This window comes from Shewanella sp. SM55 (assembly GCF_025654025.1).
Classification (GTDB): domain Bacteria; phylum Pseudomonadota; class Gammaproteobacteria; order Enterobacterales; family Shewanellaceae; genus Shewanella; species Shewanella oncorhynchi.
This window is the reverse complement of sequence record NZ_JAKKRS010000015.1, coordinates 1-25,620: the sequence shown is the minus strand read 5'-3', so window position 1 is coordinate 25,620 and position 25,620 is coordinate 1. Positions and strand designations below refer to the sequence as shown.

At 45.0% G+C, this 25,620-nt stretch carries 30 protein-coding genes and 1 pseudogene; 15 read left to right on the top strand and 16 right to left on the bottom strand.

The window, feature by feature from the left end:
* Window positions 1–87: 87 nt before the first annotated feature.
* From murA to mlaF, 7 genes are read right to left on the bottom strand one after another with little or no spacing between them, the layout of a single operon-like run.
* Complete coding sequence (gene murA, locus L5L91_RS17240) at window positions 88–1,347, bottom strand: UDP-N-acetylglucosamine 1-carboxyvinyltransferase (protein ID WP_105251399.1); 1,260 nt, start codon at window positions 1,345–1,347, stop codon at window positions 88–90.
* Window positions 1,348–1,356: 9 nt separating this feature from the next.
* Entirely contained in the window at window positions 1,357–1,614 is a 258-nt protein-coding gene (locus L5L91_RS17235) for a BolA family protein (RefSeq protein WP_006086065.1), read from the bottom strand.
* Between the two features lie 19 nt (window positions 1,615–1,633).
* Complete coding sequence (locus L5L91_RS17230) at window positions 1,634–1,918, bottom strand: lipid asymmetry maintenance protein MlaB (protein ID WP_105251398.1); 285 nt, start codon at window positions 1,916–1,918, stop codon at window positions 1,634–1,636.
* Window positions 1,915–2,577 carry a phospholipid-binding protein MlaC gene (locus L5L91_RS17225; protein WP_105251397.1) on the bottom strand — a complete coding sequence of 221 codons (663 nt, stop codon included), beginning with the start codon at window positions 2,575–2,577 and terminating at the stop codon, window positions 1,915–1,917. Before L5L91_RS17225 ends, L5L91_RS17230 begins: the two co-directional genes overlap by 4 nt.
* 11 nt (window positions 2,578–2,588) lie before the next feature.
* Window positions 2,589–3,062 (bottom strand): outer membrane lipid asymmetry maintenance protein MlaD, encoded by a 474-nt coding sequence (gene mlaD, locus L5L91_RS17220; RefSeq protein WP_028759401.1) that lies wholly within the window; start codon window positions 3,060–3,062, stop codon window positions 2,589–2,591.
* A 56-nt stretch (window positions 3,063–3,118) separates the two neighbouring features.
* Window positions 3,119–3,904: a lipid asymmetry maintenance ABC transporter permease subunit MlaE gene (mlaE, locus tag L5L91_RS17215; protein WP_105251396.1), complete on the bottom strand. Its 786-nt coding sequence runs from the start codon at window positions 3,902–3,904 to the stop codon at window positions 3,119–3,121.
* Window positions 3,901–4,719 carry a phospholipid ABC transporter ATP-binding protein MlaF gene (gene mlaF / locus L5L91_RS17210; protein ID WP_063882287.1) on the bottom strand — a complete coding sequence of 273 codons (819 nt, stop codon included), beginning with the start codon at window positions 4,717–4,719 and terminating at the stop codon, window positions 3,901–3,903. Before mlaF ends, mlaE begins: the two co-directional genes overlap by 4 nt.
* Before the next feature lie 643 nt (window positions 4,720–5,362).
* Here mlaF and L5L91_RS17205 point away from each other — a divergent pair.
* The 11 genes from L5L91_RS17205 (at window position 5,363) to mgtE (ending at window position 13,799) form a co-directional block, all read left to right on the top strand.
* The gene (locus L5L91_RS17205) at window positions 5,363–6,340 is read left to right on the top strand and encodes a KpsF/GutQ family sugar-phosphate isomerase (RefSeq protein ID WP_168825500.1); all 978 of its coding nucleotides are present in this window, start codon (window positions 5,363–5,365) and stop codon (window positions 6,338–6,340) included.
* Complete coding sequence (gene kdsC, locus L5L91_RS17200; protein WP_028759542.1) at window positions 6,340–6,891, top strand: 3-deoxy-manno-octulosonate-8-phosphatase KdsC; 552 nt, start codon at window positions 6,340–6,342, stop codon at window positions 6,889–6,891. Before L5L91_RS17205 ends, kdsC begins: the two co-directional genes overlap by 1 nt.
* Window positions 6,888–7,448 (top strand): LPS export ABC transporter periplasmic protein LptC, encoded by a 561-nt coding sequence (gene lptC, locus L5L91_RS17195; RefSeq protein WP_105251394.1) that lies wholly within the window; start codon window positions 6,888–6,890, stop codon window positions 7,446–7,448. Before kdsC ends, lptC begins: the two co-directional genes overlap by 4 nt.
* Window positions 7,435–7,989: a lipopolysaccharide transport periplasmic protein LptA gene (gene lptA, locus L5L91_RS17190; protein ID WP_263237247.1), complete on the top strand. Its 555-nt coding sequence runs from the start codon at window positions 7,435–7,437 to the stop codon at window positions 7,987–7,989. Before lptC ends, lptA begins: the two co-directional genes overlap by 14 nt.
* The gene (gene lptB / locus L5L91_RS17185) at window positions 7,986–8,717 is read left to right on the top strand and encodes an LPS export ABC transporter ATP-binding protein (protein WP_105251392.1); all 732 of its coding nucleotides are present in this window, start codon (window positions 7,986–7,988) and stop codon (window positions 8,715–8,717) included. Before lptA ends, lptB begins: the two co-directional genes overlap by 4 nt.
* Window positions 8,718–8,824: 107 nt before the next feature.
* Complete coding sequence (locus tag L5L91_RS17180) at window positions 8,825–10,303, top strand: RNA polymerase factor sigma-54 (protein WP_105251391.1); 1,479 nt, start codon at window positions 8,825–8,827, stop codon at window positions 10,301–10,303.
* 28 nt (window positions 10,304–10,331) lie between these two features.
* On the top strand, window positions 10,332–10,619 hold the full coding sequence (gene hpf / locus L5L91_RS17175; protein WP_006083070.1) for a ribosome hibernation promoting factor: 288 nt from the start codon (window positions 10,332–10,334) through the stop codon (window positions 10,617–10,619).
* Between the two features lie 2 nt (window positions 10,620–10,621).
* Complete coding sequence (ptsN, locus tag L5L91_RS17170) at window positions 10,622–11,065, top strand: PTS IIA-like nitrogen regulatory protein PtsN (protein ID WP_006083071.1); 444 nt, start codon at window positions 10,622–10,624, stop codon at window positions 11,063–11,065.
* A complete protein-coding gene (rapZ, locus tag L5L91_RS17165; protein ID WP_113939979.1) occupies window positions 11,062–11,916 on the top strand; it encodes an RNase adapter RapZ in 855 nt (284 codons plus the stop codon). The genes ptsN and rapZ overlap by 4 nt, the downstream gene beginning before the upstream one ends.
* Window positions 11,903–12,178, top strand: a complete 276-nt coding sequence (locus L5L91_RS17160) for an HPr family phosphocarrier protein (protein WP_006083073.1) — start codon at window positions 11,903–11,905, stop codon at window positions 12,176–12,178. Before rapZ ends, L5L91_RS17160 begins: the two co-directional genes overlap by 14 nt.
* Before the next feature lie 256 nt (window positions 12,179–12,434).
* Complete coding sequence (mgtE, locus tag L5L91_RS17155; protein WP_113939980.1) at window positions 12,435–13,799, top strand: magnesium transporter; 1,365 nt, start codon at window positions 12,435–12,437, stop codon at window positions 13,797–13,799.
* A gap of 79 nt (window positions 13,800–13,878) precedes the next feature.
* On the opposite strand, the gene L5L91_RS17150 is transcribed toward mgtE, so the two are convergent.
* Window positions 13,879–14,715 (bottom strand): molybdate ABC transporter substrate-binding protein, encoded by an 837-nt coding sequence (locus tag L5L91_RS17150; RefSeq protein WP_263164654.1) that lies wholly within the window; start codon window positions 14,713–14,715, stop codon window positions 13,879–13,881.
* A 265-nt stretch (window positions 14,716–14,980) separates the two neighbouring features.
* A complete protein-coding gene (locus tag L5L91_RS17145; RefSeq protein WP_173497922.1) occupies window positions 14,981–15,670 on the bottom strand; it encodes an OmpA family protein in 690 nt (229 codons plus the stop codon).
* A 673-nt stretch (window positions 15,671–16,343) separates the two neighbouring features.
* Here L5L91_RS17145 and L5L91_RS17140 point away from each other — a divergent pair.
* Window positions 16,344–16,577 carry a transposase gene (locus L5L91_RS17140; RefSeq protein ID WP_106649408.1) on the top strand — a complete coding sequence of 78 codons (234 nt, stop codon included), beginning with the start codon at window positions 16,344–16,346 and terminating at the stop codon, window positions 16,575–16,577.
* Window positions 16,578–17,294: 717 nt separating this feature from the next.
* Here the strand turns inward: L5L91_RS17140 and L5L91_RS17135 are convergent.
* Together L5L91_RS17135 and L5L91_RS17130 are read right to left on the bottom strand one after the other, a co-directional pair.
* On the bottom strand, window positions 17,295–18,155 hold the full coding sequence (locus L5L91_RS17135; protein WP_028759534.1) for a PA4780 family RIO1-like protein kinase: 861 nt from the start codon (window positions 18,153–18,155) through the stop codon (window positions 17,295–17,297).
* A gap of 335 nt (window positions 18,156–18,490) precedes the next feature.
* Entirely contained in the window at window positions 18,491–18,805 is a 315-nt protein-coding gene (locus L5L91_RS17130) for a hypothetical protein (protein ID WP_317630181.1), read from the bottom strand.
* A 180-nt stretch (window positions 18,806–18,985) separates the two neighbouring features.
* On the opposite strand from L5L91_RS17130, the gene L5L91_RS17125 reads away from it, so the two are divergent.
* On the top strand, window positions 18,986–19,534 hold the full coding sequence (locus L5L91_RS17125) for a DUF2799 domain-containing protein (protein ID WP_113939984.1): 549 nt from the start codon (window positions 18,986–18,988) through the stop codon (window positions 19,532–19,534).
* 55 nt (window positions 19,535–19,589) lie between these two features.
* On the opposite strand, the gene L5L91_RS17120 is transcribed toward L5L91_RS17125, so the two are convergent.
* Window positions 19,590–20,348, bottom strand: a complete 759-nt coding sequence (locus L5L91_RS17120) for a phosphatase PAP2 family protein (protein ID WP_263237324.1) — start codon at window positions 20,346–20,348, stop codon at window positions 19,590–19,592.
* Between the two features lie 224 nt (window positions 20,349–20,572).
* Here L5L91_RS17120 and L5L91_RS17115 point away from each other — a divergent pair, with 224 nt between their 5' ends.
* Entirely contained in the window at window positions 20,573–22,513 is a 1,941-nt protein-coding gene (locus L5L91_RS17115; RefSeq protein WP_263237245.1) for a GGDEF domain-containing protein, read from the top strand.
* Between the two features lie 187 nt (window positions 22,514–22,700).
* Here the strand turns inward: L5L91_RS17115 and L5L91_RS17110 are convergent, their stop codons facing one another.
* The 4 genes from L5L91_RS17110 to L5L91_RS17095 all read right to left on the bottom strand — a co-directional run bounded on the left by L5L91_RS17110 (window position 22,701) and on the right by L5L91_RS17095 (window position 25,082).
* Complete coding sequence (locus L5L91_RS17110) at window positions 22,701–23,096, bottom strand: hypothetical protein (protein WP_168825513.1); 396 nt, start codon at window positions 23,094–23,096, stop codon at window positions 22,701–22,703.
* Window positions 23,097–23,177: 81 nt separating this feature from the next.
* Window positions 23,178–23,591, bottom strand: coding sequence for a hypothetical protein (locus L5L91_RS17105; protein WP_168825515.1), 414 nt, complete (start codon window positions 23,589–23,591; stop codon window positions 23,178–23,180).
* Between the two features lie 101 nt (window positions 23,592–23,692).
* Window positions 23,693–24,076 (bottom strand): hypothetical protein, encoded by a 384-nt coding sequence (locus L5L91_RS17100; RefSeq protein WP_263237244.1) that lies wholly within the window; start codon window positions 24,074–24,076, stop codon window positions 23,693–23,695.
* A 64-nt stretch (window positions 24,077–24,140) separates the two neighbouring features.
* Window positions 24,141–25,082, bottom strand: a complete 942-nt coding sequence (locus tag L5L91_RS17095) for a leucine-rich repeat domain-containing protein (protein ID WP_168825520.1) — start codon at window positions 25,080–25,082, stop codon at window positions 24,141–24,143.
* A 436-nt stretch (window positions 25,083–25,518) separates the two neighbouring features.
* On the opposite strand from L5L91_RS17095, the pseudogene L5L91_RS17090 reads away from it, so the two are divergent.
* Window positions 25,519–25,620: pseudogene (locus tag L5L91_RS17090) on the top strand (IS110 family transposase); the annotation flags it as partial.

The following is a 25,620-nucleotide window of genomic DNA, read 5'->3' as shown; positions in this document are numbered from 1 at the left end:
AGCATTACGAGCTCAACTGCAGAAAACAAAAAACCAGCTTTTAGCTGGTTTTTTAATGATTCAAAATTAGCTTAAGTCAGTAACAGATCACTGAATACGCACAACCTGTGCGCCTAAACCTTGAAACTTATTCTCAATATGCTCATAGCCACGATCTAAGTGATAGATACGATCGACAATCGTCTTACCATCGGCCACTAAGCCCGCAATCACTAGACTCGCTGACGCACGCAAATCCGTCGCCATTACCTGAGCACCACTTAAAGATTCAATCCCTTGAATGATGCAGGTGTTGCCTTCAAGCTCCATGGTAGCGCCCATACGGATAAGTTCAGGCACATGCATAAAACGATTTTCGAAGATAGTCTCAGTTATGGTTGCCGTACCTTGTGCTAAGGCATTGAGCACACAAAACTGCGCCTGCATATCGGTTGGGAAACCAGGATAAGGTGCCGTCTTGATATTCACCGCCTTCGGACGTTTACCCTGCATATCGAGCTCAATCCAATCTTCGCCCGTAGTAATCGTCGCGCCTGCATCTTCAAGTTTTGCGATAACCGACTCTAGTGAAGCAGGATCGGCTTTTAAACAACGAATACGACCACGGGTCACCGCGGCAGCAACGAGGAAGGAACCGGTTTCGATACGATCTGGCATCACGCGGTAATTACAGCCCTGTAAACGTTCAACACCTTGGATACGCAGTGTCGCACTGCCTACACCAGTGATTTTTGCACCCATGGCAATTAAGCAATTAGCGAGATCGATCACTTCAGGTTCGCGGGCCGCGTTTTCAATCACGGTTTCGCCATCGGCCAATGCTGCGGCCATCAGTAAGTTTTCGGTGGCACCAACACTCACCATGTCCATAAAGATATGTGCGCCTTTAAGACGACCATCAACACGGGCCTTGATATAACCTTCTTTCACTTCAATCTTGGCGCCCATCATTTCGAGGCCATGTAAGTGCAAGTTCACTGGTCTTGCGCCAATGGCACAGCCGCCAGGCAATGACACGTCAGCCGTACCATAACGAGCCAATAACGGCCCTAAGATCAAGATAGAAGCACGCATGGTTTTCACTAGATCATAGGGAGCGCAAAACTCATTCAGATTAGTGGTAGAAATGCGGATCTGTCCGTCACCGAGTTCAGTCACTTCAGCGCCGAGACAGCGTAATAATTTACAGCTCGTACTCACATCACGCAGATTGGGCACGTTAGAAACCACAAAATCGGTTTCGGCCAATACGCCTGCCATTAAGATAGGCAAAGCTGCATTTTTAGCACCCGAAATAATCACATCACCGGCAAGCGGGGGGCTTGCCTGAATTGTTAGTTTATCCACTTTTCCTCACTAGCTAGGCATGTTGAAAACTTTTTCGCGTTTCCATTGAGTCGGCGTGAAAGTTTTGATCGTTAATGCATGTAATTCACCGCTGGCAATGTGTGCCGTCAACGGTGCATAAATGGCTTGTTGCTGTTTGACTCGGCTCATACCATCGAAGCATTCACCTACGGCGATCACTTTATAATGGCTACCATCCGAGCTAGCGTGAACTTCTTCAAGCCCTAACGCATCACGTAAAATCTGTTCAATTAAGCTGCATTCCATGAAATCTATTACCCTATTCTCAATGCGCTTCTTCGGTAAAGAAGGCATCTAAATCATATAAATCAATTAGTTTTTTAAGTTGTGGTGAAGCAGAACTCAATACAAGTTGGCTGCGATGTTCACGCACTAACGCCAGCAAAAATGCCATGCCAGCGCTATCACTGTATTCGAGCCCAGACAGAGACAATATCTGGGTTGACTCATTTAGCAGTTGTTGCCGCTGTGGCCAAAGTGTAATGACATCGGCTTGGGTTATGCGCCCTTTGAGATGACAAACTGTCCCCTGTTGCACAAATTCAATCACGACTGTGACTTCCCAGACTTAGCCTTCATGACCACTTTCTCTTTAGTGCGATCTTCGAGCATCTTAATCACGGGATCGATACCCTGTTGGCGAATTAGATTAGAGATTTCCGACTGCTTAGAAGACAGTAAGCTCACACCTTCGGCAACTAAATCAAATGCCTTCCATGAGTCATCCTTTAAACGGCGCGCCTTAAACAATAGTTTAATCGGTGGGCGACCGGCTTCGATGATCTGCACGTTTACATCGACCATTTTCTCTTTGCTGAAATCAATCCCAGGTGAGAATTCCACTTTTTGATTAGTATATTCAGTAAAGGCTTGGGCATAAGTAGAGATTAAATAACCTTCAAAAGCATTGACGAAACGATTGCGTTGCTCTTCAGTTGAATCCTTAAGATATTGGCCTAATACCTTATAAGAAGCGTATTTATAATCGACATAAGGCATGAGTTCTTCACGAACAATCACCTTTAAATGGTCTGAATTTGCATCGATTAATGCTTTATCTTTGTGAAAACGATCGAAGGTTTTATTGGCAACGGCTTTCACCATGGCATACGGATCTGTCGTATCGACAACCACATCAGCGGCGACTGCGCTCGTTGCCCCTAAAACCATCACTAACGGCAATAAAAAACGAGATAAGTTTTTAAACATAGCGGTAACCCCTATTTATCCTTCGAACCCATACTATATAAGAACTGACCAATCAGCTCCTCCAACACTAATGCCGAGCGAGTGTCGTCAATCTTATCGCCATCTTTCAGCATACTGACATCATCGTCGACAAAACCCGGTGTTAACCCTAAGAATTGTTCGCCCAACAAACCCGAAGTCAAAATGGCTAAACTACTGGTTTCAGGGAATTTATCGTAACGCTTGTCCATCACTAATGTGACCACAGCCACTAACTTAACTGGATCTAAATCTATGCTGCTCACTCGACCAACGACAACACCGCCAACCTTGACTGGCGAACGCACCTTCAAACCACCAATGTTGGTAAAATTGGCTTGTATGGTATAAGTGCTATCGCTGCTTTTCACTTCAATATTGGCGACGTTAAAGACTAAGACCAAAAAAGCGGCCAATCCTGTTAAAAGAAACACACCCACTAATAATTCAATTTTTCGTGTCAACATGTTCAGCTACCACTCTGTTAATCCATCTAACCTGTGTCGAAATCCGCAGTGTTCCGTTAGCGGCCAAACATCAGGGCTGTCAGTAAAAAATCCAATGCCAATACAGCGAGGCTCGACTGAACGACAGTCTGGGTCGTTGCACGGCTGATGCCTTCCGGATTTGGGATCACTTGATAACCGCGATATAACGCAATCCAAGTGACCACTACGGCAAACACACCACTTTTGATCAAGCAGTTAACTATGTCCTGACGCCATTCGACAGACGCCTGCAGAATCGACCAAAACGCACCACTGTCGATCCCTTTCCATTCCACGCCAACAAGGTGCCCGCCATAAATACCTACAGCGGTAAACATCAACGCCAGCAATGGCATACTGATCACTCCAGCCCAAAAGCGCGGTGCAATAATCTGCCTTAATGGGTCAATCGCCATCATTTCTAAACTGGAAAGCTGCTCAGTGCTTTTCATTAAACCAATTTCAGCGGTTAATGCTGAACCCGCCCGTCCCGCAAACAATAACGCGGTAACAACTGGCCCTAACTCACGCAGTAAACTGAGCGCCACCATAGGACCTAAGCTTTCTTCAGTGCCAAAACCAACTAAGATGTTGTAGCCTTGCAGTGCGAGCACCATGCCGATAAAGAGTCCTGAGACTAAAATAATCACCATAGATTGCACACCGACCACATAAATCTGGCGCACTAATAATGGAAAACCTTTACGCACGCGTGGCCAGCGAAAAATCGCGCCCCACAGCATAAGGCCTGCACGGCCAAAGCCGAGCACTAACTCAATCGCGCTGCGGCCTAAGTCGGCAATACTGTCGATTAACTTCACTTGCCAACTCCTTTTGCCATTAATTCTTGCTGGTAATCATTTGCCGGATAATGGAACGGCACAGGGCCGTCCGGAGCACCTTGAATAAACTGTTTCAGCTGCGGATTATCAGCGTACTTTAATTCTTCAGGGGTACCATGGGCGATGACTTTTTTGTCAGCCACCACATATACATAATCGGCAATGCCAAGCACTTCATCCACATCGTGGGACACCACAATTGAAGTCAGATTCAGCGCATCGGATAACTCACGAATAAGCTTTACTAACACGCCCATCGATATTGGGTCTTGCCCTGCAAAAGGCTCATCGTACATCACCATTTCAGGTTCAAGCGCTATGGCTCTAGCTAATGCGGCGCGGCGTTGCATACCACCGGACAATTCGCTTGGCATCATCTGAGCGGCACCACGTAAACCAACGGCTTCAAGCTTCATCAACACGATAGTGCGAATAATGTCTTCAGGCAGTCCAGAATGTTCACGCAGCGCAAACGCCACGTTATCGAACACATTAATGTCGGTAAACAGCGCGCCACTTTGAAACAGCATGCTCATCCGCTTACGCAGACTAAATAATTCATTACGACTCACGCCATGGATATCGTGACCGTCGAATAACACTTGTCCATGGTCAGGCGTTAATTGGCCGCCAATCAATTTCAACAGGGTCGTTTTGCCTATGCCGCTCGGCCCCATGATCGCCGTCACCTTGCCCCTTGGAATGGACAGGCTAATATCTTCATATATCACACGCTGACCGCGGCTAAACCCCAAATTACGGATCTCAACCAACGGCGTTTGTTCTTGAGTCATGCTTGATTCCGACATTTGCAAATGAGGTGATCCTAGTCTTCCGAGACTGACCAATCGAAGAGCCGCAAATTGTACGTAATTGCGCTTTAACCTACAACCGAATCGACACTATCGCCCTGCGATACTTTCAATTTGCCTCATTTACAGCGAAAATGCGCCCTAAGTTTTCACTCTGCACAGGTAAAATGTTACTTAATGTTTTCAACCTAGTTGCAGAATTGGCAGTATTGGCTAATTCGTTCGCACTTAGCTCACTCTTCGCCCACGTTTATCGGGGAGAGTCGATACGCAATTGCGCAATAGAGGCATCCCATAGGGTAATACCCGCTGCGATATGGGATAAATCCATTGAAATAAACGACAAAGACGATGATATTGCTCAAGGCCTTCTGCCGCTAAACACGTTATTGTGCATGAATAGCTAACGCAGCTGAACTTGACGAGTCGGATCAATCGCTCTAGCCTTCCGCAATTGTTTTGCTGTTTTCGGTAATTAACCACAGCAAGACATAAGCTAAATTGTCTGAAAACAAACTAATACTTGGCAGAAAGCCTATTACATATCATCTTTATCGCGTACCAAATTGTGCTATTCCAATCCCATCAATGGGGCGACAAAGACAATGCAAAAAGAGAGATAGACATGGTAGACAAATCACAACTGCGCCAATGGGGTTGTAAAGTTATCGACATTGAAAAGTCAGCCCTAGACAATCTTTATCAATATGTTGATTCGGCTGAATTTGCAGAGGCTTGCGAGTTGATCCTCAACTGCACAGGCAAAGTGATTGTCATGGGAATGGGCAAATCGGGCCATATCGGCAATAAGATTTCTGCCACCCTCGCCAGCACAGGAACGCCCGCATTTTTTGTGCATCCGGGGGAAGCCAGCCACGGCGATCTGGGTGTATTGGCCGATAACGATGTGATTTTAGCGATTTCAAATTCTGGTGAGTCGAGTGAAATCCTCACCTTAATGCCAGTCATCCAACGTATGGGCGTGCCTGTTATTGCGGTAACGGGTAAACCCGAATCGAATATGGCGCGATTATCTAAAGTGCATTTATGTATTGAAGTCCCAGAAGAGGCTTGCCCACTTGGACTTGCCCCAACCTCAAGTACCACAGCAACCTTAGTGATGGGCGATGCCATCGCCATTGCGCTACTACAAGCTAAAGGCTTTACCCGTGATGATTTTGCTATGTCCCATCCTGGCGGTGCATTAGGACGTAAGTTGCTGTTAAAAGTCTGCGATGTCATGCATAGCGGTGATGACTTACCGCTCGTCAACCACGATATTTGCATCACAGAAGCTCTGTACGAAATCTCCAAGAAAGGCTTAGGCATGACGGCGATTATCGATGATCAGCGCAAGCTGGTTGGTATCTTCACCGACGGTGATTTACGCCGCGTTATTGATGCCGAAGTGAATTTACGCACGACGCCCATTGCCGATGTGATGACCCGTAACTGCGTCACGATCACAGATAATGTGTTGGCCGCCCAAGCACTGCAAGTGATGGACTCAAAAAATATCAACGGATTAATTGTTATCGATAAAGATCGCCATCCTATTGGCGCTCTTAACATGCTCGATATGGTAAAAGCAGGAGTCATTTAATGCCACAGCAAGGATTTTACGGCCCAATCAGTGATGATGTGTGGCAACGCGCGCAAAAGATTAAACTGTTAATCTGTGACGTCGATGGGGTGTTTTCCGACGGCCGTATTTACTTGAGCAATAGCGGCGAAGAGCTCAAAGCCTTCCATACTCGCGACGGCTATGGCGTGCGATCACTACTCACCAGCGGTTTCAACCTCGCCGTGATCACAGGACGTCAATCTAAAATCGTTGAAAACCGTATGACAGCCCTTGGTGTTACCCATATTTACCAAGGCGTAGACAATAAGTTCGAGCCCTATGAAGCATTGCTCGCACTTTATGGTGTCACCCCAGAAGAAGTGGCTTATATCGGTGATGATATTGTCGATCTCCCCGTGATGAATGTCGTCGGTTTAGCGGTCAGTGTTGCTGACGGCCACCCCTATGTACGCCAACACGCCCATTTTGTGACTACGCTCAATGGTGGCCACGGTGCACTGCGTGAACTCACAGATCTGTTACTCCTAAGTCAAAATAAATTCACTTCGGCCCATGGAATGAGTATATGAGTCGTGTGACACTCGCGATTATCGCTTTTTTTGGAACCGCACTAGCGCTTTACTGGCAGGTCCAGAACAAACACAGCGGTGATTCCGATAACAGAGTAAAAGATCAAAATACCCCAGATTTCATCGTTGAAGATCTGCGCAGTGTTGAGTTCAATGAGCAAGGACTAGTGAATAGCCGTGTGACGGCGAAACACATGGAACATTATGATTCAACGAATCAAACTTTCTTTACTCAACCTGTTTATCTTGTTTATCCAGACCAAGGTAAAGCACAATGGCAGCTCAGGGCAGATCAGGGCAAGCTAAACAAGGAAACTGGCAAGGTTGTATTAGAAAATAATGTTATTATCGATGCCATTAGCCCAGAAGAACCGATTCAGACCTTGTCCACCAGTTATCTGGAACTCGATCTCAACACTATGATAATGACCTCTGACCGTACCATTTACGTCACAGGGAAAGATTTTAATATTCAAGGCCAAGGCCTTTATGCCGACCTCAACGCGCAAGAAGTGCAATTGACCAGTCAGGTAGTAGGAACATATGAAGCAAAATAACATATTACTTGCCAGCCTAATGCTAATTATGAGCATGAGTGCTTTCGCGAAAGTGGGCGACTTAAAGCAAGAAGTCAAAATTAAAGCTGTGAGCCAAACTGCGGATATCAAAAACAACCAGATCATCTTCTTTGGTCCGGTGGAAGTTACCCAAGGCTCAATAAAAATCCAAGCAAATGAACTGCGTGCATTTTCCGCTGAAGGTGAAAATAGCAAAACTTTAGTCGCCACAGGCAACCCTGCTACGTATAGCCAGATATTAGACGATGGCCGTCCTGCATCGGCGAGCGCGAAAGAAATTCGTTACGATATGGCAAGCCGCACCTTAACTCTGAAAGGTATGGCGTCATTAGATCAAGCGGGTAGCCAAGTTACAGGCAATTTAATCCGCTATAACATGATTCAACAGAAATTGATGGCCGAGAGTACTGGCAGTGGTGACGATCGCGTGATCACTATTATTCAGCCAGAAAACTATCAAGATGATGCTAAATCAGATGCTCCAGCGGATAAACCTGTAAAAAAGCAGGACTCTAAATGACCCAAATCACCTTAAGAGCACAAAATCTGGCAAAAAGTTACAAGAGTCGCCAAGTGGTTAAAGACGTCAGTCTGACGGTAAAAACCGGTCAAGTCGTTGGCCTACTCGGTCCAAACGGTGCCGGTAAAACCACGACCTTTTACATGGTTGTCGGGCTAGTGAAGAGCGATAAGGGGCATATCTTTATCGACGATGATGATTTAACCGCAGATCCTATGCATCTGCGTGCCCGCAAAGGCATAGGTTACTTACCGCAGGAAGCCAGTATCTTTCGTAAGCTAACTGTTCATGACAACATCATGGCCGTACTGCAAACTCGTAAAGAACTTAAAAACGAAGAACGAGAAGAAGAACTAGAACATCTGCTCGAAGAGTTTCATATCACCCACATCCGTGACAGCCAAGGCATGTCATTGTCGGGTGGCGAACGTCGTCGCGTCGAAATTGCGCGGGCTTTAGCCGCTAATCCTAAGTTCATTTTGCTCGATGAACCGTTTGCCGGCGTCGATCCTATTTCGGTTATCGACATCAAGAAGATTATCGAACAACTCAAAAGTCGCGGCCTTGGCGTACTGATCACAGACCATAATGTCCGCGAGACATTAGATGTATGTGAACATGCTTATATTGTGAGTCACGGAAACCTGATTGCCGAAGGAACTCCAGCAGAGATCTTAGACAATCAGCAAGTTAGGGCTGTGTACTTAGGTGAACAATTCAGGCTATAGTTAATCGAGCGAAGCCAATGGAGGCAATTTATACCGCCATTGGGCTTCACTCAAAATGATAATAAGCGACCTCATCCAACAATAATAACGTAGGGATCAGCGGTAACATGAAAGCGTCACTCCAGCTCAAACTGGGTCAACAGTTAACCATGACGCCACAACTACAACAGGCTATACGTCTGTTGCAACTGTCGTCATTAGAACTGCAGCAAGAGATCCAGCAAGCATTAGATTCTAATCCCCTTCTCGAGCTGGAAGAGGATCAATTCGACGCCACTAAAACCCCTGTAAACCAAACGCTATCCGATACGGATTTCAGTGAATCTAGCACTCTGCCACCAGAAAAAGACAGCTCCACCATAGATACGGCAGAGTCGCTAACCAAAGAATCCATGCCCGATGAGCTCCCCATGGACACCACATGGGATGAAGTGTTTACCGCCTCCCCAAACTCAGGCCCCGGCGGCAGTCGTGAAGACGATATGCCCTTCCAAGGCGAGACCAGTGAAGGTTTGTACGAACACTTAGAATGGCAAAAAAACCTCACGCCGTTTTCTGAAACCGATTTAGCCATTGCCACCGCCATTATTGATGCCATCGACGATCAGGGCTATCTCACCCAAAGCACTGAAGAAATTCTCGAAGCCATGGGCAATCCTGAAGTTGAGCTTGACGAAGTCGAAGCCGTACTCAAGCGTATTCAGCATTTTGATCCCATAGGCGTTGCCGCCCGCGATTTAAGTGAATGCCTGCTGATCCAACTGTCGCATTTCGCCGCTGATACTCCCAACCTAGAAAACGCCCGTATGCTGATCAAAGATCATTTAGATCTGATCGCCGCCCGTGATTTTAGGTTATTGATGCGTAAGACTAAATTAAAAGAAGATGAATTAAGGGATGGTATAGCACTTATCCAAACCCTCAATCCTCGCCCAGGTTTGTTGATCACGCCCAATAATGACGAATACGTTATCCCAGATGTGTCTGTGTCGAAGAAAAATGGCCGCTGGGTCGTTGAGCTTAATCCTGACTGCATGCCAAAAATCAATGTAAATCAACATTATGCTTCTATGGCACGCAGTACCAAAAACCAAGCCGATAGCCAATTTATTCGCGGCCATCTGCAAGAGGCTAAATGGTTTATTAAGAGCTTAGAAAGCCGTAACGATACTTTGCTTAAAGTTGCTAATTGCATAGTGCAATATCAGCAAGGTTTCTTTGAGTATGGTGAAGAAGCCATGAAGCCTATGGTGCTTAACGATATTGCCGAAGCGGTAGAAATGCATGAGTCCACCATCTCACGGGTCACAACTCAAAAATACATGCATACCCCTAAGGGACTTTTTGAACTAAAATACTTCTTCTCTAGCCACGTCGGTACTGACGATGGTGGTGAGTGCTCATCCACAGCAATCAGAGCCTTTATAAAGAAACTGGTGGCAGCGGAAAACCAGAAAAAACCATTAAGCGATAGTAAGATGGCACAACTTCTGGCAGAACAAGGGATCAACGTAGCCCGCAGAACCATTGCGAAGTACCGAGAGGCTATGCTTATTCCACCTTCTAATCAGCGTAAAAGTTTATAACCTACAGTGGATATCGGAGGACGTTTCTATGCAAATAAACCTAAGTGGACACCATGTCGAAATTACCGAATCGTTACGTGCATATGTAGAAGAAAAGTTTTCAAAACTTGAACGCCATTTCGAACAGATCAATAATGTGCACGTTGTGCTCAATGTTGAGAAAATGCAACAGATTGCCGAAGCGAGAATAAACCTCATAGGTGGTGAAGTTTTTGCTACTTCAGAGCATGCTGACATGTATGCCGCTATAGACGCCCTGATTGACAAGCTTGACCGTCAGGTTATTAAACACAAAGAGAAGTTAACAAAACACTAATAATGGAACTTTGTACCATACTGCGGCCGGAGTGCACTACCTGCGCCACTCCGGGCAGCAAGAAAAAGGTACTGGAACTCATCAGCGACTTAGTCGCTGCCCAGTACCCGACCCTCTCATCTCAAGAGATATTCGAAAGCCTAGTGGCGCGCGAAAAGATGGGAAGCACAGGTATAGGTAACGGCATCGCCATTCCACATGGTCGACTAGCCGATATAGATCAGCCCATTGCCATACTAATTAAGTGTGAAGAGCCGATAGCATTTGATGCTATCGATAAGCAACCTGTTGATATTTTATTTGCACTACTGGTGCCTGCAGACCAATGTCAGCAGCACTTAAGTACCTTGTCTTGCATGGCCGAAAAGCTGAGCGACAAGCAAATATTAAAGCAATTACGCAAGACGCATGATGAAACGGAACTCTATCAGGTAATCACTGGATGAAACTGGTCATAGTGTCGGGCCGCTCAGGCTCAGGCAAATCTGTCGCCCTTAGGGTACTCGAAGATCTCGGCTATTATTGTGTCGATAACCTTCCCTTGCCATTGATTGGCAGTTTGCTTGAGCAACTCAAAGGCAGTAACGATCTCGTCGCCATCAGTGTCGACGTGCGTAACATGCCTGAGCAGGATAAGGTCTTAGTAAAACAACTCGCTAGCCTACCTCCAGATACTGAGTTAACGAGCTTCTTCCTTAACTCCAGCGATAAAATTCTGCTCAAGCGTTACAGCGAAACCCGCCGTTTGCATCCTTTGTCGAAGAGCCGAGTCTCTTTGCAAGAAGCGATAAAGCTGGAGGGGAAACTGCTCGAGCCTATGTCAAAACTGGTCGATCACTACATAGATACGTCGAATTTGAATATCTATGATTTAAGCGACCAAGTCAGACAAATTCTCCTTGGTAGTGTCGATAAAGAACTCGTGATCAACTTCGAGTCCTTTGGCTTTAAGCACGGAATGCCCACCGAAGCCGACTTTATGTTCGATGTGCGCTTCCTGCCCAATCCCCACTGGGAGTTGGCGCTGCGGCCATTGACTGGCTTAGATGAACCCGTAGCTGAGTTCTTAAATCGTCAACCACTGGTTAATAAGTTCATCTGGCAAATCGAAAATTTACTGGAGACTTGGCTGCCGCACCTCGAGCGTAACAATCGCAGTTATTTAACGGTAGCCATTGGCTGCACAGGTGGACAGCACAGATCGGTTTACGTCGCAGAGCAATTGGCCAAACGCTTTAGTAACGGTAAACATAAAGTTTATGCCCGTCATCGAGAGCTCAATAATGCCAAAACTTGAACGTCAGATAACCATCTGTAATAAGCTCGGTTTACATGCCCGTGCCGCCACTAAGTTGGTGGTACTGGCTTCCGAGTTTGATGCGACCATCACCTTAATCCAAGGCGATAAACAAGCATCGGCCGCCAGTGTACTTGGCTTACTGATGCTTGAAACTGGCATGGGTAAGACCATCAAGCTTATCGCCGAAGGCCCAGATGCAGAGCCGGCTCTCGATGCCATTTGTGCCTTAATCGACGCTAAGTTTGACGAAGCCTGTTAGTTTCACTTCACACTAAGCACTTCATCGTTAGTTTCACTTCATGTCTAGTTTAAAAAACTTGCCATTCACACATGGCAAAACATTTGTCGCTCGACGATACAAGCCACAGGCGATTACACTAGCGGTCATTGCGCTGGCGCTGGCCTTAACCTTACCTTAGCCGTCTTAATCTGTGTCATCGACTGACGCTTAGTCACCGTAAAATCCTAGCCCAACACTAAGATCTCAAACCAATTTGCCGCACAATGGAGGACAAATGCCCGTAGATAATGCAGAAAACGATCACACCGGACATAGTCTTGACCAGTTAAACCAAGCGCTTAGCAGCGGCATGTTCGTACACGTGCGCAATATGCTGCAAAAAATGGCCGCCTCAGATATCGCGCTGATCTTAGAATCATCACCGCCAAGTGCCAGACAAGTATTGTGGCAGCTCATCGATCAGGAACAAATAGGCGACATACTCGATGAGTTGAGTGAAGAGCTCAAAGACCCACTGATCCGCAGCATGAGCCCTGAGCGAGTCGCGAAAGCGACAGCAAGCATGGACACCGACGATCTCGCCTATATTCTGCGAAGTCTTCCCGACGCCGTTTACAAACAAGTGTTGCAGTCGATGACGGAGCAAAATCGCCTGAGGGTAGAACAAGCTCTATCTTATCCAGATGAGACCGCCGGCAGCTTGATGAACACGGATACTGTCACCTTAAGACCCGATGTGAATATCGATGTGGTGCTGCGCTATCTTCGGCAAAGGGGCAACCTACCCGACACCACAGATACCTTATATGTGGTCGACAAACAGGACAAAGTCCTTGGCGGTGTTAGGCTGGCAGATCTGCTGACTTGCGCGCCAAGCACCACAATTCGCAATATCATGGATCCCAATATTCAAAGTATTCCGGTGAGCATGTCCGACAGCGAAGTCGCGCAGAAATTCGAACGCAATGACTGGGTATCGGCACCTGTCGTCGACAGTGATGGTAAGCTGCTCGGGCGTATCACAATCGATGACGTAGTCGATGTTATCCGCGAAGATGCTGAACATTCCATGATGGGTATGGCGGGGATGGACGGAGATGAAGATACCTTTGGTCCTGTACTAAAAAGTACCCTACGTCGCTCGCTCTGGCTCACCATAAACTTATTCGCCGCCCTGCTCGCATCGTCGGTCAGCAATATGTTTGAAGGCACTATTGAGCAATTTGCCACTATCGCCATCCTAATGACGATTGTCCCTAGCATGGGCGGTGTTGCCGGTAATCAGACCTTAGCGCTCGTGATCCGCGGTATTGCTTTAGGCCATATCGGCCAAAGCAACGCTCGCTGGCTTATCGGTAAAGAGCTATCGATTGGTTTTCTCAATGGTTTGATGTGGTCGATTTTAGTCTTTGTCGCCGTGTGGCTATGGAAGGATGATATGGCACTGGCGGGCTTAATTGGTAGCGCCATGCTGATCAACATGACAGTAGCAGGGCTTGCAGGTGCGAGTATTCCATTGATTTTAAAAAGACTTAAAATCGATCCTGCCCTCGCTGGCGGTATGGTGCTCACTACAGTCACTGACGTGGTTGGCCTGTTCGCCTTCCTCGGGTTAGCGACGCTCTACCTGATGAACTAACGCTTTAACCGTTTGAGCTAATAACAAAAACGGCACCTCAAAGGTGCCGTTTTTTATCCCGCTGGAAAACTAAAGAAGGCTATTTTGCCGGAGGTTGAAAACCATAACTGCTCAAAATCGCTTGGCCTTTGGTCGATAGAATAAACTCAGCTAACGGCTTAGCGGCAGTATTAGCGCCTTGTAAAACCAGTAAACCATAGTCGGCACCCACGGCGAGTTCCAGCGGTAAGTCGATGATTTGTAAACTCGGCACTTCTTTTTTAGCCAGCACAGCATTAGTGCAATAGGTTAAAAAGATATCCGCTTGCTTGTTTTCCATCACCCAGCCATAGGGGTTGCGATCTTTAGGCGGTTTAACGCTCTCAGGGCCGCCCGTCAGTTGTAATGCCTTGGTCTCTAACGCGGCTTTCGCATTGGGTTTTACCGCTTCGGCCTTAGCAAAAACGGCCCAGGCATAATCACCCGCGGGGTCGGCTTTCGGGGTTGAGGTGCCGACTTTAATCTTAGAATCTAACAAGGTATCGAGTAACGTCGCACTCGTCACCTGAACTGTGTCTTGGGTAATTGCGCAGAGTTGATTACGGGCAAACATTTGCACCGCTTCGCCCTGACCCGAATCCACTAATGCCTGTGGATGTTTCATATTTGCCGAGGCAAAGATATCAACTTTCTCGCCCTCTTGAATGCGTTTTAACAATAAACCTGAGGGCGCATATTGCGCTACAACACTCATTTGCGACTGTGCTTGATAAGCAGCAATAATATCACTCATCGCAGCCTTTAAACTGCCTGCGGCGCGCAGTTCTATCGGCGCGACTCCTGTGGTCAGTTCGGCTTTCATCGGCACTCCTTGTACAGCTGTCACCATGATGACAGGACTTAAACTCAAGGCTACTAACACATTTTTGCTTATCATAGTCATATTCTCCTTTAGACACTAAAAGTCATTCTTGGGACTTATTCCCATACAGAACGTGAAATCGATAAAGGGATCAAGCTGAACTCATCCCAAGGTAATTAGCAGTGATATGTTTGTGGTGCAGGTCACTCAAGGTGCGCTTCATAAAGGACAAATTGTCTAATTGAAGCACAGCAAGCTAATCATTCAATTAGCCCATCACTGAAAACAAAAAAGTCGCCCAAGGCGACTTTTTCAGCGAGAACTTTGTGCTTAGACCAGACTATTTACCCGTTGGTATTAGTACGATCTCAACGCGGCGGTTTTGTGCGCGGCCATTTGCATTGGCATTTGATGCAATAGGACTCGCTTCACCCATACCTTTTGATTTTACACGGGCAGAGGCAACGCCTTTATTCATCAAGTAATTACCCACTTCGCTAGCACGGACCTGTGACAGACGTAAATTGTAAGAGTCTGAACCACTACTGTCAGTATAACCTAATATGTTGAGCTGCGTTTTGCTGTATTCCTTGGCCACAACCGCCACTGAATTCAGCACGCGTTTAGCACCGTCACTTAACTCGGTTTGATCTACGCCGAAGGTCACTTCATTAGGCATATTCAAAATGATGTTATCGCCGTTACGGGTCACACTCACGCCCGTTGAGGCTAATTGTTGGCGTAATTTAGTCTCTTGCACATCCATGTAATAACCAATACCACCACCGACTGCAGCGCCCGATGCTGCACCAATTAAGGCACCTTTACCGCGGTCGCTCTTGCTCGAAGATACCACTCCAATTGCGGCACCCGCGACGGCACCAATCAATGCGCCACTGGTCGCTTTAGCGGTTTGTTCTTCGTTTGAATAGGGATTGATTGTTGTACAACCCGATGCAACTAGCGCAGTCGTCAATACCACTATGGCTAACAGGGATGGTTTAGATTGCACTGCCTGAAAACACTTCATCATTTATAACCTCTTTATATGATTGATGACTGTGAATACCGCTCAAAAGGGCAAGAAATATCACGTCCATTAGGTAATACGAATGACCTAGGGATTGCCACAAAGCAGGCAGTATATAAGCAATTGCGCTGGAGACAATCCTTTATCCATCTTCAATTATGCTAATCCAGATTTTAGTCAGCAAAGATACAGATTTCGGGCTTCAATGATGGCTTGTACCGCCCAATGTCATATCAAGTCTATGGCACCGAAATAGTGCACCTTGCACCTTTATTGGCGGCACTAAAAAATAACGCTGTTTTAATCGAAGGCGCAATCCAATGATTTAAAAGGTTAAAATAAAAATTAGAATATTGGCACGAATTTTACATACTACTAAGTGAGTAGACAGTCAGACGCGGTAAACATCGCCGAAAAACTAGAGTCGACTTCAACAGGATTAATCCAAATTAAATGGACCTATCGAGACAGAAAATGGGCTCGAGTATTTAGGGTCATGAAGGAGGAAGTATGAAAACGGTCATGAACTTTATCGCACTATGTCGCCACGAATGGATTTGTCTGCGCCATCTAGGTCTGAGCCAGTGGGATTTAGAACAGCGTCACTATCATCAATAAAAGGCAACGCAAACGGTCATATTTTGGTTCGAAGGCAGTAAAAGAGGGAACGCTCATGGGAATCGCAGAAAATAGTCTCAAGCTACATGTTATCACCGAGGTTAAAGTACAAGGTCGCTTACTGTCGGATGTTGCACGCCAATACGGTTTATCTGCCAAGGCAGTCTACCAATGGGTGCGAGAAAGCGATCTGCAACCCCAGCAAAGAGAATGCGCATTAATGAGTGAGATTGCCCAGCTACAGAAAAAAATTAAACAGCTCAATCAAGAGCTACGCACGATAGGTTAGCCTGTACAACAAGCTAAACGTGCCCGAATAGACAAGGCCGGACGAGATTGCATATCGCCCTGCTGATAACGCTAACGATGTAAAAGATGTGCTAACAACAATAATAACAGCGCCCTTTTTAGTCCGGCCTTGTCGTCCAAATTGATGAACCCAGCGAAGATTGGGAAATAGTATTAACAGCAACAAACGGATAGGGACAATGCAAAAGTTTCGACAAGACTAGGGAGGGAGTTATCTCCCCCAAGATCAAATATGTGAATTGTGCTCCCCCAAGTCATGAACATATTTCTCTCTCTGGCCTTGTCATTTTATTCACAGGATCAATGATGATCCAGCACTGCAATGAGTGTAGTGCGCCAAGGAAGGCCGTGATTGGTATTACATAGATTGACTGAGGAGTGACCAAGGTTTCGGCAAGGATTGAGGGAGTTATCTTCCCCAAAGATTAAATATGTGAATTGTGCTCCCCCAAGTCATGAACATATTTCTCTCTCAGCTCTTGTCCTTTTATTACACTGTTCGATGATTGCTAGCTTGTTTGTAGCAATAAGGATGGCCCCAGCTTCCATCGGGGATTAAGCCAAGGATTGGCTAACGCCAAAAATTAAATAACAATAATAAAATCAACAACAAAAATAATAATTTCACTTAATTTTTAGCATAAAAAAGACGCTACTTTGAGCGTCTTTTTTATGGGTGAAAAACAACGACTGACGATTAATAGTCTTCTTCGTTTGCCTCTTGGATCCGCTGCTTACGCTCTTGCGCCTCTTCAAAGGCTGCTTGGATTTCTTCCAAGACCGCACTAACATCGGCTTCAACCAGCACTTCGGTAAACTCACCCGTTAATGGCGTTTCAGGCTTCAATTCACCGGCTTCAAACAGGGCCCAAATTTCTTTGGCGTATTGTGTTTTTAACAGCTCAGGAGCATACAAACCATAGTATTGAGTCATGTTATTCACATCACGCGCTAACATCCATTTAGCATGGTTATTTGCAGCGGCATCGACGGCCTGAGGTAAGTCGATAATCACTGGCCCTTCACTATCAACTAACACGTTAAACTCAGACAAGTCACCGTGCACTAACCCCGCACAGAGCATACGTTTGACATAGGTCATCACCAACGCATGATCCTTCAAGGCTTTTTCTGCCGACATACTGACATCGTTTAATCTCGGCGCGACATTGCCCTCGGCATCCGTCACTAACTCCATCAGCAACACGCCATCGAAACAGCCGTAAGGCGTTGGCACACGTACACCCGCATTCGCTAAACGGTAAAGAGCTTCAACTTCAGCATTTTGCCAAGCTTCTTCCTGCTGATCGCGGCCAAATTTAGACCCTTTTTCCATCGCGCGCGCGCGACGACTGTTACGGACTTTTCGGCCTTCTTGATATAACACAGCTTGCTTAAAACTGCGCTTGTCCGCTTCTTTATAGACTTTGGCACAGCGGATATCATCACCACTGCGTACAACGTACACAGTCGCTTCTTTACCGCTCATTAACTGGCTAATGACCTCATCGACCAGTCCTTCATCAACCAGGGGTTGGATTCGTTTCGGAGTTTTCATAGCGCCCTTATACCTTACTTAGGCATGATATGGAATACTGCGGGCAAATCTTCATACAAAAGCGGTCTCCAGCGGAAGTTTGATGAATATAGTTTAGGATTGTTAAACGAATTTTAAGTAAAAACTAATGCACTTGCGTGTTAAACACAATACCAGATTTACTCAGCGCGTTGGCAAAGAAAGAGACTGAAAATACCACTTTAACTAAAAGAATATTCTTTTATGCTCACCCCAATAAAACCAGACTCAAAACAACAAGCCATATTCCGCGGCGAATATACCAATTCAAGCCAGTTGAAATAATACCCATAGCTAAATTGGTGCAGGAACTTAACTCAAACAAACAAGGCAATCACACTGCCCACGGTCGCCGCCGCTTTCAATATTTGGCCTGCACTGTAATAAGTGTCGTTTGAACTCTTAACGTCATCTACATCATCCGCACTAGGCTCAGGTATTTTACTCCTTGCAGTGCCATCAAAACTGACCTCAGCTTTAGGAGCCGCCAGCCCTAATGCACCATAGGTAAAGGATTTAAGTCCGCTTGGCTCGGCGGTATCAAGGGATTGATGAGCCGACTTAACTGCCGGTAATGAAGCTGAATACGCAGATGAAATAAGTGAAATCATAGCGAGCACCAAAGCAGACATTTAAAGTGTTAACCACAAACTAACACAATATCAGCTGGTTATCATGTATTCATCCGCTAAACTGTGATGGATTCAGCCCAACAAAACGCATCTATGACCGTATAAACGGCGGTATATATAGCTAGATCTCCCCCATAAGAGCCTTTATCCTAAACGCCACAACATATAGAGAACTTATCCATGCACTATCCCAGCATTTTCCTCGCACTTTCAGTCTTATCCCTGACTCAATGCAGCAGCTTATCTATTGAAGAATGCGCCAATAGTGATTGGTTTGCCCTTGGGCTTGCCGATGGCAACCGTGGGACAAGTTCTGGGCAATTAAATCAATATCAAAAAGATTGTCGTGAATTTAATCTCAGTGTCGATACCGCGCAGTGGAAACAAGGATACCAGCAAGGGTTAGCCAGTTACTGCGTGCCAGAAAATGGCTACCGCGTAGGCTTAGCAGGAGAAAGTTATTATGGGGTTTGCAGTAATAACCAGTTTGTTGAGCGCTATAACCAAGGCCATCAACAATACCTGACCAACAAACGTTTAACTGAGATTGCCGATCGCTTAAATACCATAGAGAGAGAAATAAGCAGTCTTGATGGCAAGATCAATAATCTCACCGACAAGGCTGACTTATTGAAACAGAAAAACAGCCTACTCAACGAAAAAAACCAACTGTTAGATGAAAGATCTCGCCTACGCAGACCTGATATGCGCTTCGAATTTAGATTTTAAGCCATAAAAAAACACTGAACCCAATAAGGACTCAGGGCTTTAGCTTCACAGCTCGTTATTTTTGCGATATTCCACTACTTGTAACCTTGAACATTTGACCCAAAGCGACCAATTTAGACTTTCTAAACGCAGGCGAGTGCAGAAAAAACACATAGTAGAGTAAGCTAGCGGACGTCCATGCTATGGCTAAACTCCATAAATCATGACTCAAGAAGTGGGCGCCGCGTAACTCTTGGCCAATGCCAAATACTAGGCCTAAACTCAAACCAAAGATTAATCCAAACTTAGCTAAATGCGGGCGATACTCACGCAGCACGTAATACAAGGCAACCCAAGCAAACCCGCCGCTGGCATGGCCACCCGGGAAACATTGACCAAACTCAGCACTTTTAGGTAAACGAGAAAACAAGGATGAATGTATCATCTGGCCGCCAAACTCAATCACATCCCACGGGCAGGTCATGTGAGTAACGCTCTTGCCAATTCGGACCAGCAACACACTCACCAATACGCTACTAAATAGGTAAATCAGGCCCTTGCGGTACGGTTTTACCCTGTCACTTCGAAAACTAAAGGCAATGCCGACTACGACACTCACCGCCAGCAAGATGACAAAGTTACGCCCAGTGACATGCAGTAAATCTTCGGTCAACCAATATCCTCTCAATGGCCAAGAGTCGATGCCCCCTTGCCAATGAAATAACAAAGTCGCAACTTTCATATCAGCGTGAGTCCATTCAAGCCCCACTATGATCACTGCAAACACTAAAAGCGGCGTAATTAAATGCCCCTTAGCAAAATCCATAAATGTCATCATAACTTTATATTTCAGATAGTTATTCACTAATAAATCCAAAAATCAGAACATTTAGTGTTAGAGTACCGTTGAATTCTTACCTAACACTTAAGAGATCTAACAGCGCAGCATTTAAGATAGAACCGAGATTTTGCAGTAACTAAATTTACCGAAAAGACTCACATCATGAGTAAAAAGACTATAGTTTATGAATAGTATCGCGCCTCTAGGACTGAGCATTCATGCCATACAACCTCGCCATTAACCAGTCTCAAAAAGATCGTTTATTTGCCGACATTGCTATCGACACAGACAAAATCGTTGTTCCCCAAGAAATGGTTGATAACTGGCAACAAACCTTAGATTTGCTCTCTGAATTAGTCGACACCCCCGCCGCTTTGATCATGCGTGTCCATCAAACCGATATTGAGGTCTTTACCTCGAGCCGCACCCAAGGTAATCCCTATAAAAAACATGATAAAGACAGTTTAGGCCACGGGCTTTACTGCGAAACAGTGATCAAAGAAGGTAAGGAACTCCACATTCCTAACGCCCTAAAGGATAAAAACTGGGACAAAAATCCTGACATTAAACTCGGCATGATCGCATACTGTGGTTTACCTTTACGTTGGCCAGATAGCAGTGCCTTTGGCACTATCTGCATGCTCGATAGCCAAGAGCATAATTACCCCCAATCTTTTCGCAGCTTACTCGCTCGGTTTCAAAATGGTATCGAAGCTAACCTAGTCACCCTTTATCAACAGGCTAAGCTACAACTGCACAATCAGCAGCTAGAGCAAAAAGTACAACAGCGCACCCATGAACTCGCCGAACTTAGCGGCAAGCTCATCAAAGAAATCGAAAACCGCACCTCCACCGAAACCTCACTGGAATACCATAAAAGCTATGATCCACTGACGGGATTACCCAATCGCATCAATTTGATTAATAGTCTGTCTATCATGCTCGAAGAAGTTAATCGCAAAGAAAAGATTTCAGTACTCTATCTTGGGCTGCGCAATTTCAAATCCATCAACGACAGTTATGGTTACCTGATTGGCGATAAAATTCTCACTATTCTCAGCCAACGTTTACAGCACTATACCGATGAAAACACCTTTATCGCCCGCATCGCTGGCGCCGAATTTGTGATTATTCAAGCCCACAAACCTTCGAATAACGAAACCAATAAACTCATCAATAAAGTGCTTAACTGCTGTAACACGCCCTTTGGTGTGGCTGATTTTGTAATCACGATTCCCTCGAGCATGGGCATAGCACAAGCGCCTATGGATGGTATCGATGCCGCCATCCTGCTGCAAAAAGCCGGAGCGGCCATGACGATCAGCAAGGCTGATGGCTCAACTCACAGCTTCTTTAATCAAGATACGCAAGCCGCTTTAAACCTACGCTATCAACTGGAATCCCACTTGGTCGATGCACTGAACAAGAACGAGTTAAGCCTGCATTACCAACCCTTTATTAACTTAAAGACGAAGCAAGTGATTGGTGCCGAAGCCCTGCTGCGCTGGCATAATCCCATCCTTGGCAATGTCGCCCCAGACAGATTCATCGCCTTAGCTGAACGTAATGGCCAGATTATTGATATTGGCAATTTTGTATTGCATACCGCGCTGTCTCAGGCGGCAAAATGGTGTCGCGAGGTAGGCCAAGAGTTTAAAATCGCCATCAATATTTCCCCTTTGCAAATGCGCAATCCCCGCTTTAGCGAACACATAGCCGACTTACTCACCCTCTATCAATTGCCACCCACCGCCTTAGAACTTGAAATTACCGAAGGCATGCTGATGCAGGATGAACATATTGCCCACAATGCCATCCAAAAACTACAAGAACTCGGTATCCGCATCTCCCTAGATGATTTTGGCACAGGCTACTCATCCTTAAGTTATCTACAAAAATACTCTTTCGACACCTTAAAAATCGATCGCTGCTTTATTAGTAAACTCGAAGAAAACGAACAAAATAGAGAGTTAACAAAGGCAATTATTGCCATTGGTAAGAAACTGGACTTGGAAGTGATCGCCGAAGGCGTAGAAACCCTAGAACAAGATGCCTTTATTCGCCACGAGGAATGCGACTTAGGCCAAGGCTACCTCTACGGTAAACCCATTACCGCAATACAGTTTGAGCAGGCATTTATCCATAAAAAAGAGCATTAAGTTCATCCTTAATGCTCTTTTTATTTCGCGAATTAAAACCGACTGAATAATGTTACATGAATAGTCATTTCCACAGAATATTATAACTCACATTTGTACAAAAGTGAGCTAGTTTTTTTACTCTAATTCGTGGAGTTCGGATTAAAATTCCTATGGGTTATCACCTTACAAACGCAAGCCAACTGTTTTACGTCCGTTTAAGCAACTTATTATGTTCTCTTGCTAACCACCACAAAAATAAGATTGCTTGTAATCCCGAAATACCTGCATAAAACAAAAACAATTCAATTTTCATAGAAGGTAGTGAAATCAGAATACCGAAAGCTAGAATCCCTAAAAAATAACACCATTTATTCTGATTAAAGAACTTTACTGCCACCCAATGCACAGGAAAGCCAATTAACATCCATCCAATAATTGAGAATATAAAATAGAACACTAAAACAAAACGTATTGATCCATAGAAGTATTTAAAATCCATTGTTATTAAGTCAGATTCATTACTCCAGTAAAACAGCATAATTGGAACAAAACATATTGCTATAGCAATAAACACGGCTCGTAAAAAGTGCTCCAAATTCACAACCTCTCCCTGAGAACATAACGCCGCAAGCGGCGAGCGTTAGCGAGTCCAGCACCGAAGGTGCGATGCTGACTTGCCTTGTTAACTTTTTGCATACTCTACAACTAAAGACAGCGGGAACAAAAAAATAGCTGCCAACAAGAAATAACAACAAAGATAAAACACTCCGTAATAAACTGAATTTGTTATCTTACAAGCTAACTCCAATCTACGGGTGCCTAGCAGAGACGGAAAATAACTAGAGAACAGATTAATCGCATCAGCATTCTCTTCAAATAGTTTCACTAAGAAAAGCCTTAGCGTTGTGATAGTCATTACCATCCCTGCAAGGACAAAGGTTAAAAATAATAACCACTCAGCCATTTCAAAAGCTGTAACACCAACGAATGCAGCAAGAACAAGTAACATAGTGCCGATAACCCACCAGCGATAATAGCTTGCCGCCTTTTTTGTAAGGGCCTGATAGCAAAATTTAAGCGGTGCTTGAGGGTGCATAGTTCTTCCATAAAGTTAACGCCCGCAGCACGCGCGGCTTTGTAGTGAAGGCGGAGCTGCAACGAAAAGGCCGTCGCTGTGCCTGCGATTGTTAGGCATTTCTACTTCCGGCCCCTCGAAATATAGTCGGCATATTCATCTTGAATCATAAACTCGTTCAATAACCTTTCAGATGATCCTGCGAATCGTTGCTCAATAAACTCTATCGCTTGGCCAAATGAAGTGAATGATTTGACCTCATTGGCATCCTCTAGCTCTAGGTCTGGATCTAGTGGACCAAACTCATAAATATTAAGGAATGATTCATCACCCAAATCAGCAGTTTCGTAAACTGAAACATCTATTTCGGATTTGGGACCTCGAACGCTTAGCCACTGAATACCAGCACGGCCATCCCGTTCACAGCCACCAAGAAAGCACTCAACTGCTTTCCCTCGCTTAAGCGCCGACTTGGCTTCTTGAAGATTAAGGTATCTACGGCTCATTGTGTATGCCTAACGCCGCGCTCTGCGGAGCGCAGCGGAAAATTTGTTCGACAGCAGCGCCTTGTTAACTGCAGAACTCAATTCTATAGCCTCTGGCTGTACTGTATTTTAAATCATTAAATGTGTCGCATATAACGGAACTATCAAAGAAACTAGATGCTTCATTTGTTTTCCCTTTAGTTCCGAGACCAAGTACAAGCCGCTGCAGCACTGGCAAACTATTATTTAGCTCAGAAAACAATACAGGATCTATCTTCGAATTAATTACAGCCAATTCGTTAATTGAGCTACCTTTAATACCTGACAAAGAGGAAAGTCCATTCATGGTATCCATGACCAAGCTCTTAAGGTGCTTTAGATTGGAAACATCTGGAATGGATGTAACTTGCTTTAGAGTACTTAAATGCAATATCTCAAGAGATGTCAGGTTTTCCAGGGCACTTAGGTCGTGTAATTTCTTTACCCAAAGTATTTCTAGGCTTGTTAACTTAGATAATCCTTTAATAGCATTTAGGTCTTCAAATGTGCCGAAACCCAAATATAAACTTTCTAAATTACTCAGACTGGCAACATGCTCTATTTGTTTTTCTTGATACCCTGAAAGGGTTAGGTCTCTAAGGCTAGTGAGCGTAGCTATAGAATCGATATCTTTCTTATTTTTGACCAAACTCAGAGAATTTAACTTATTCAGATCTGATAGAGGCCTTAAAGATACAGTTTTTTTATTAAGCTCTCCCAGACTCAAAAACTCTATATCGTTTACATGCTCAGCAATAGCATCAATACTTGTTAGCGCAGGAAGAAAAATCTCTAAAGCTCTAATGCCCGAATAGTGTTTCAGGAAATCTAAACTGTAATCGTTACCCGCAGACCATGTAGGACCAAAAGCACCACCTAAGTATGATAGAGATATACCATCGATTTTTCCTTGGCGTATTTCATCCGCGATAGATGAATGTTCTTCATCGCTCAAATTGTCGGCTATCTTTTTTAGTTTTACGCGCATAATCTCAATTCTAGGTAGCAGTTAACGTCTTAGTATTTATGCGCTGCGCTGTTTGCAGGGCATAAATCGCTTGTTGACTAAATCTCAAATATGGCCACTGCCACATCCATGTAAATGGGTATAAATGATGCTATAGGAATTTGCTTTTTTGCGGTAGCGGTTTTTTATACAGTTTGATGGGTAATCACTTGATATCGTTTTAGCTTTCTCATTTTTCGCGCTTATTTTTTGCTGTTCAATCGCTATCTAACGACTCAAAACTCCAAGGAATACACCTCCACTCGGAGTTGCCGCAGGGCGAATAGAGCTCTTGATTTAATAAAGAGTGCGTGAGTTCGGTCATGGATAATGGAATGGACCCATCCACTTTTAATCGGCCTCGCAATGGGCCACGATGTAGTCGCTAAAACTCATCAGAAAGAGGACGGGTCCACCTATGAAGATTACTACAATCGGTTTAGATATCGCAAAGTCTGTTTTTCATGCTGTTGGCGTCGATAAAGCGGGCAAGTTAATTAAAAAGAAAATGCTTAGACGC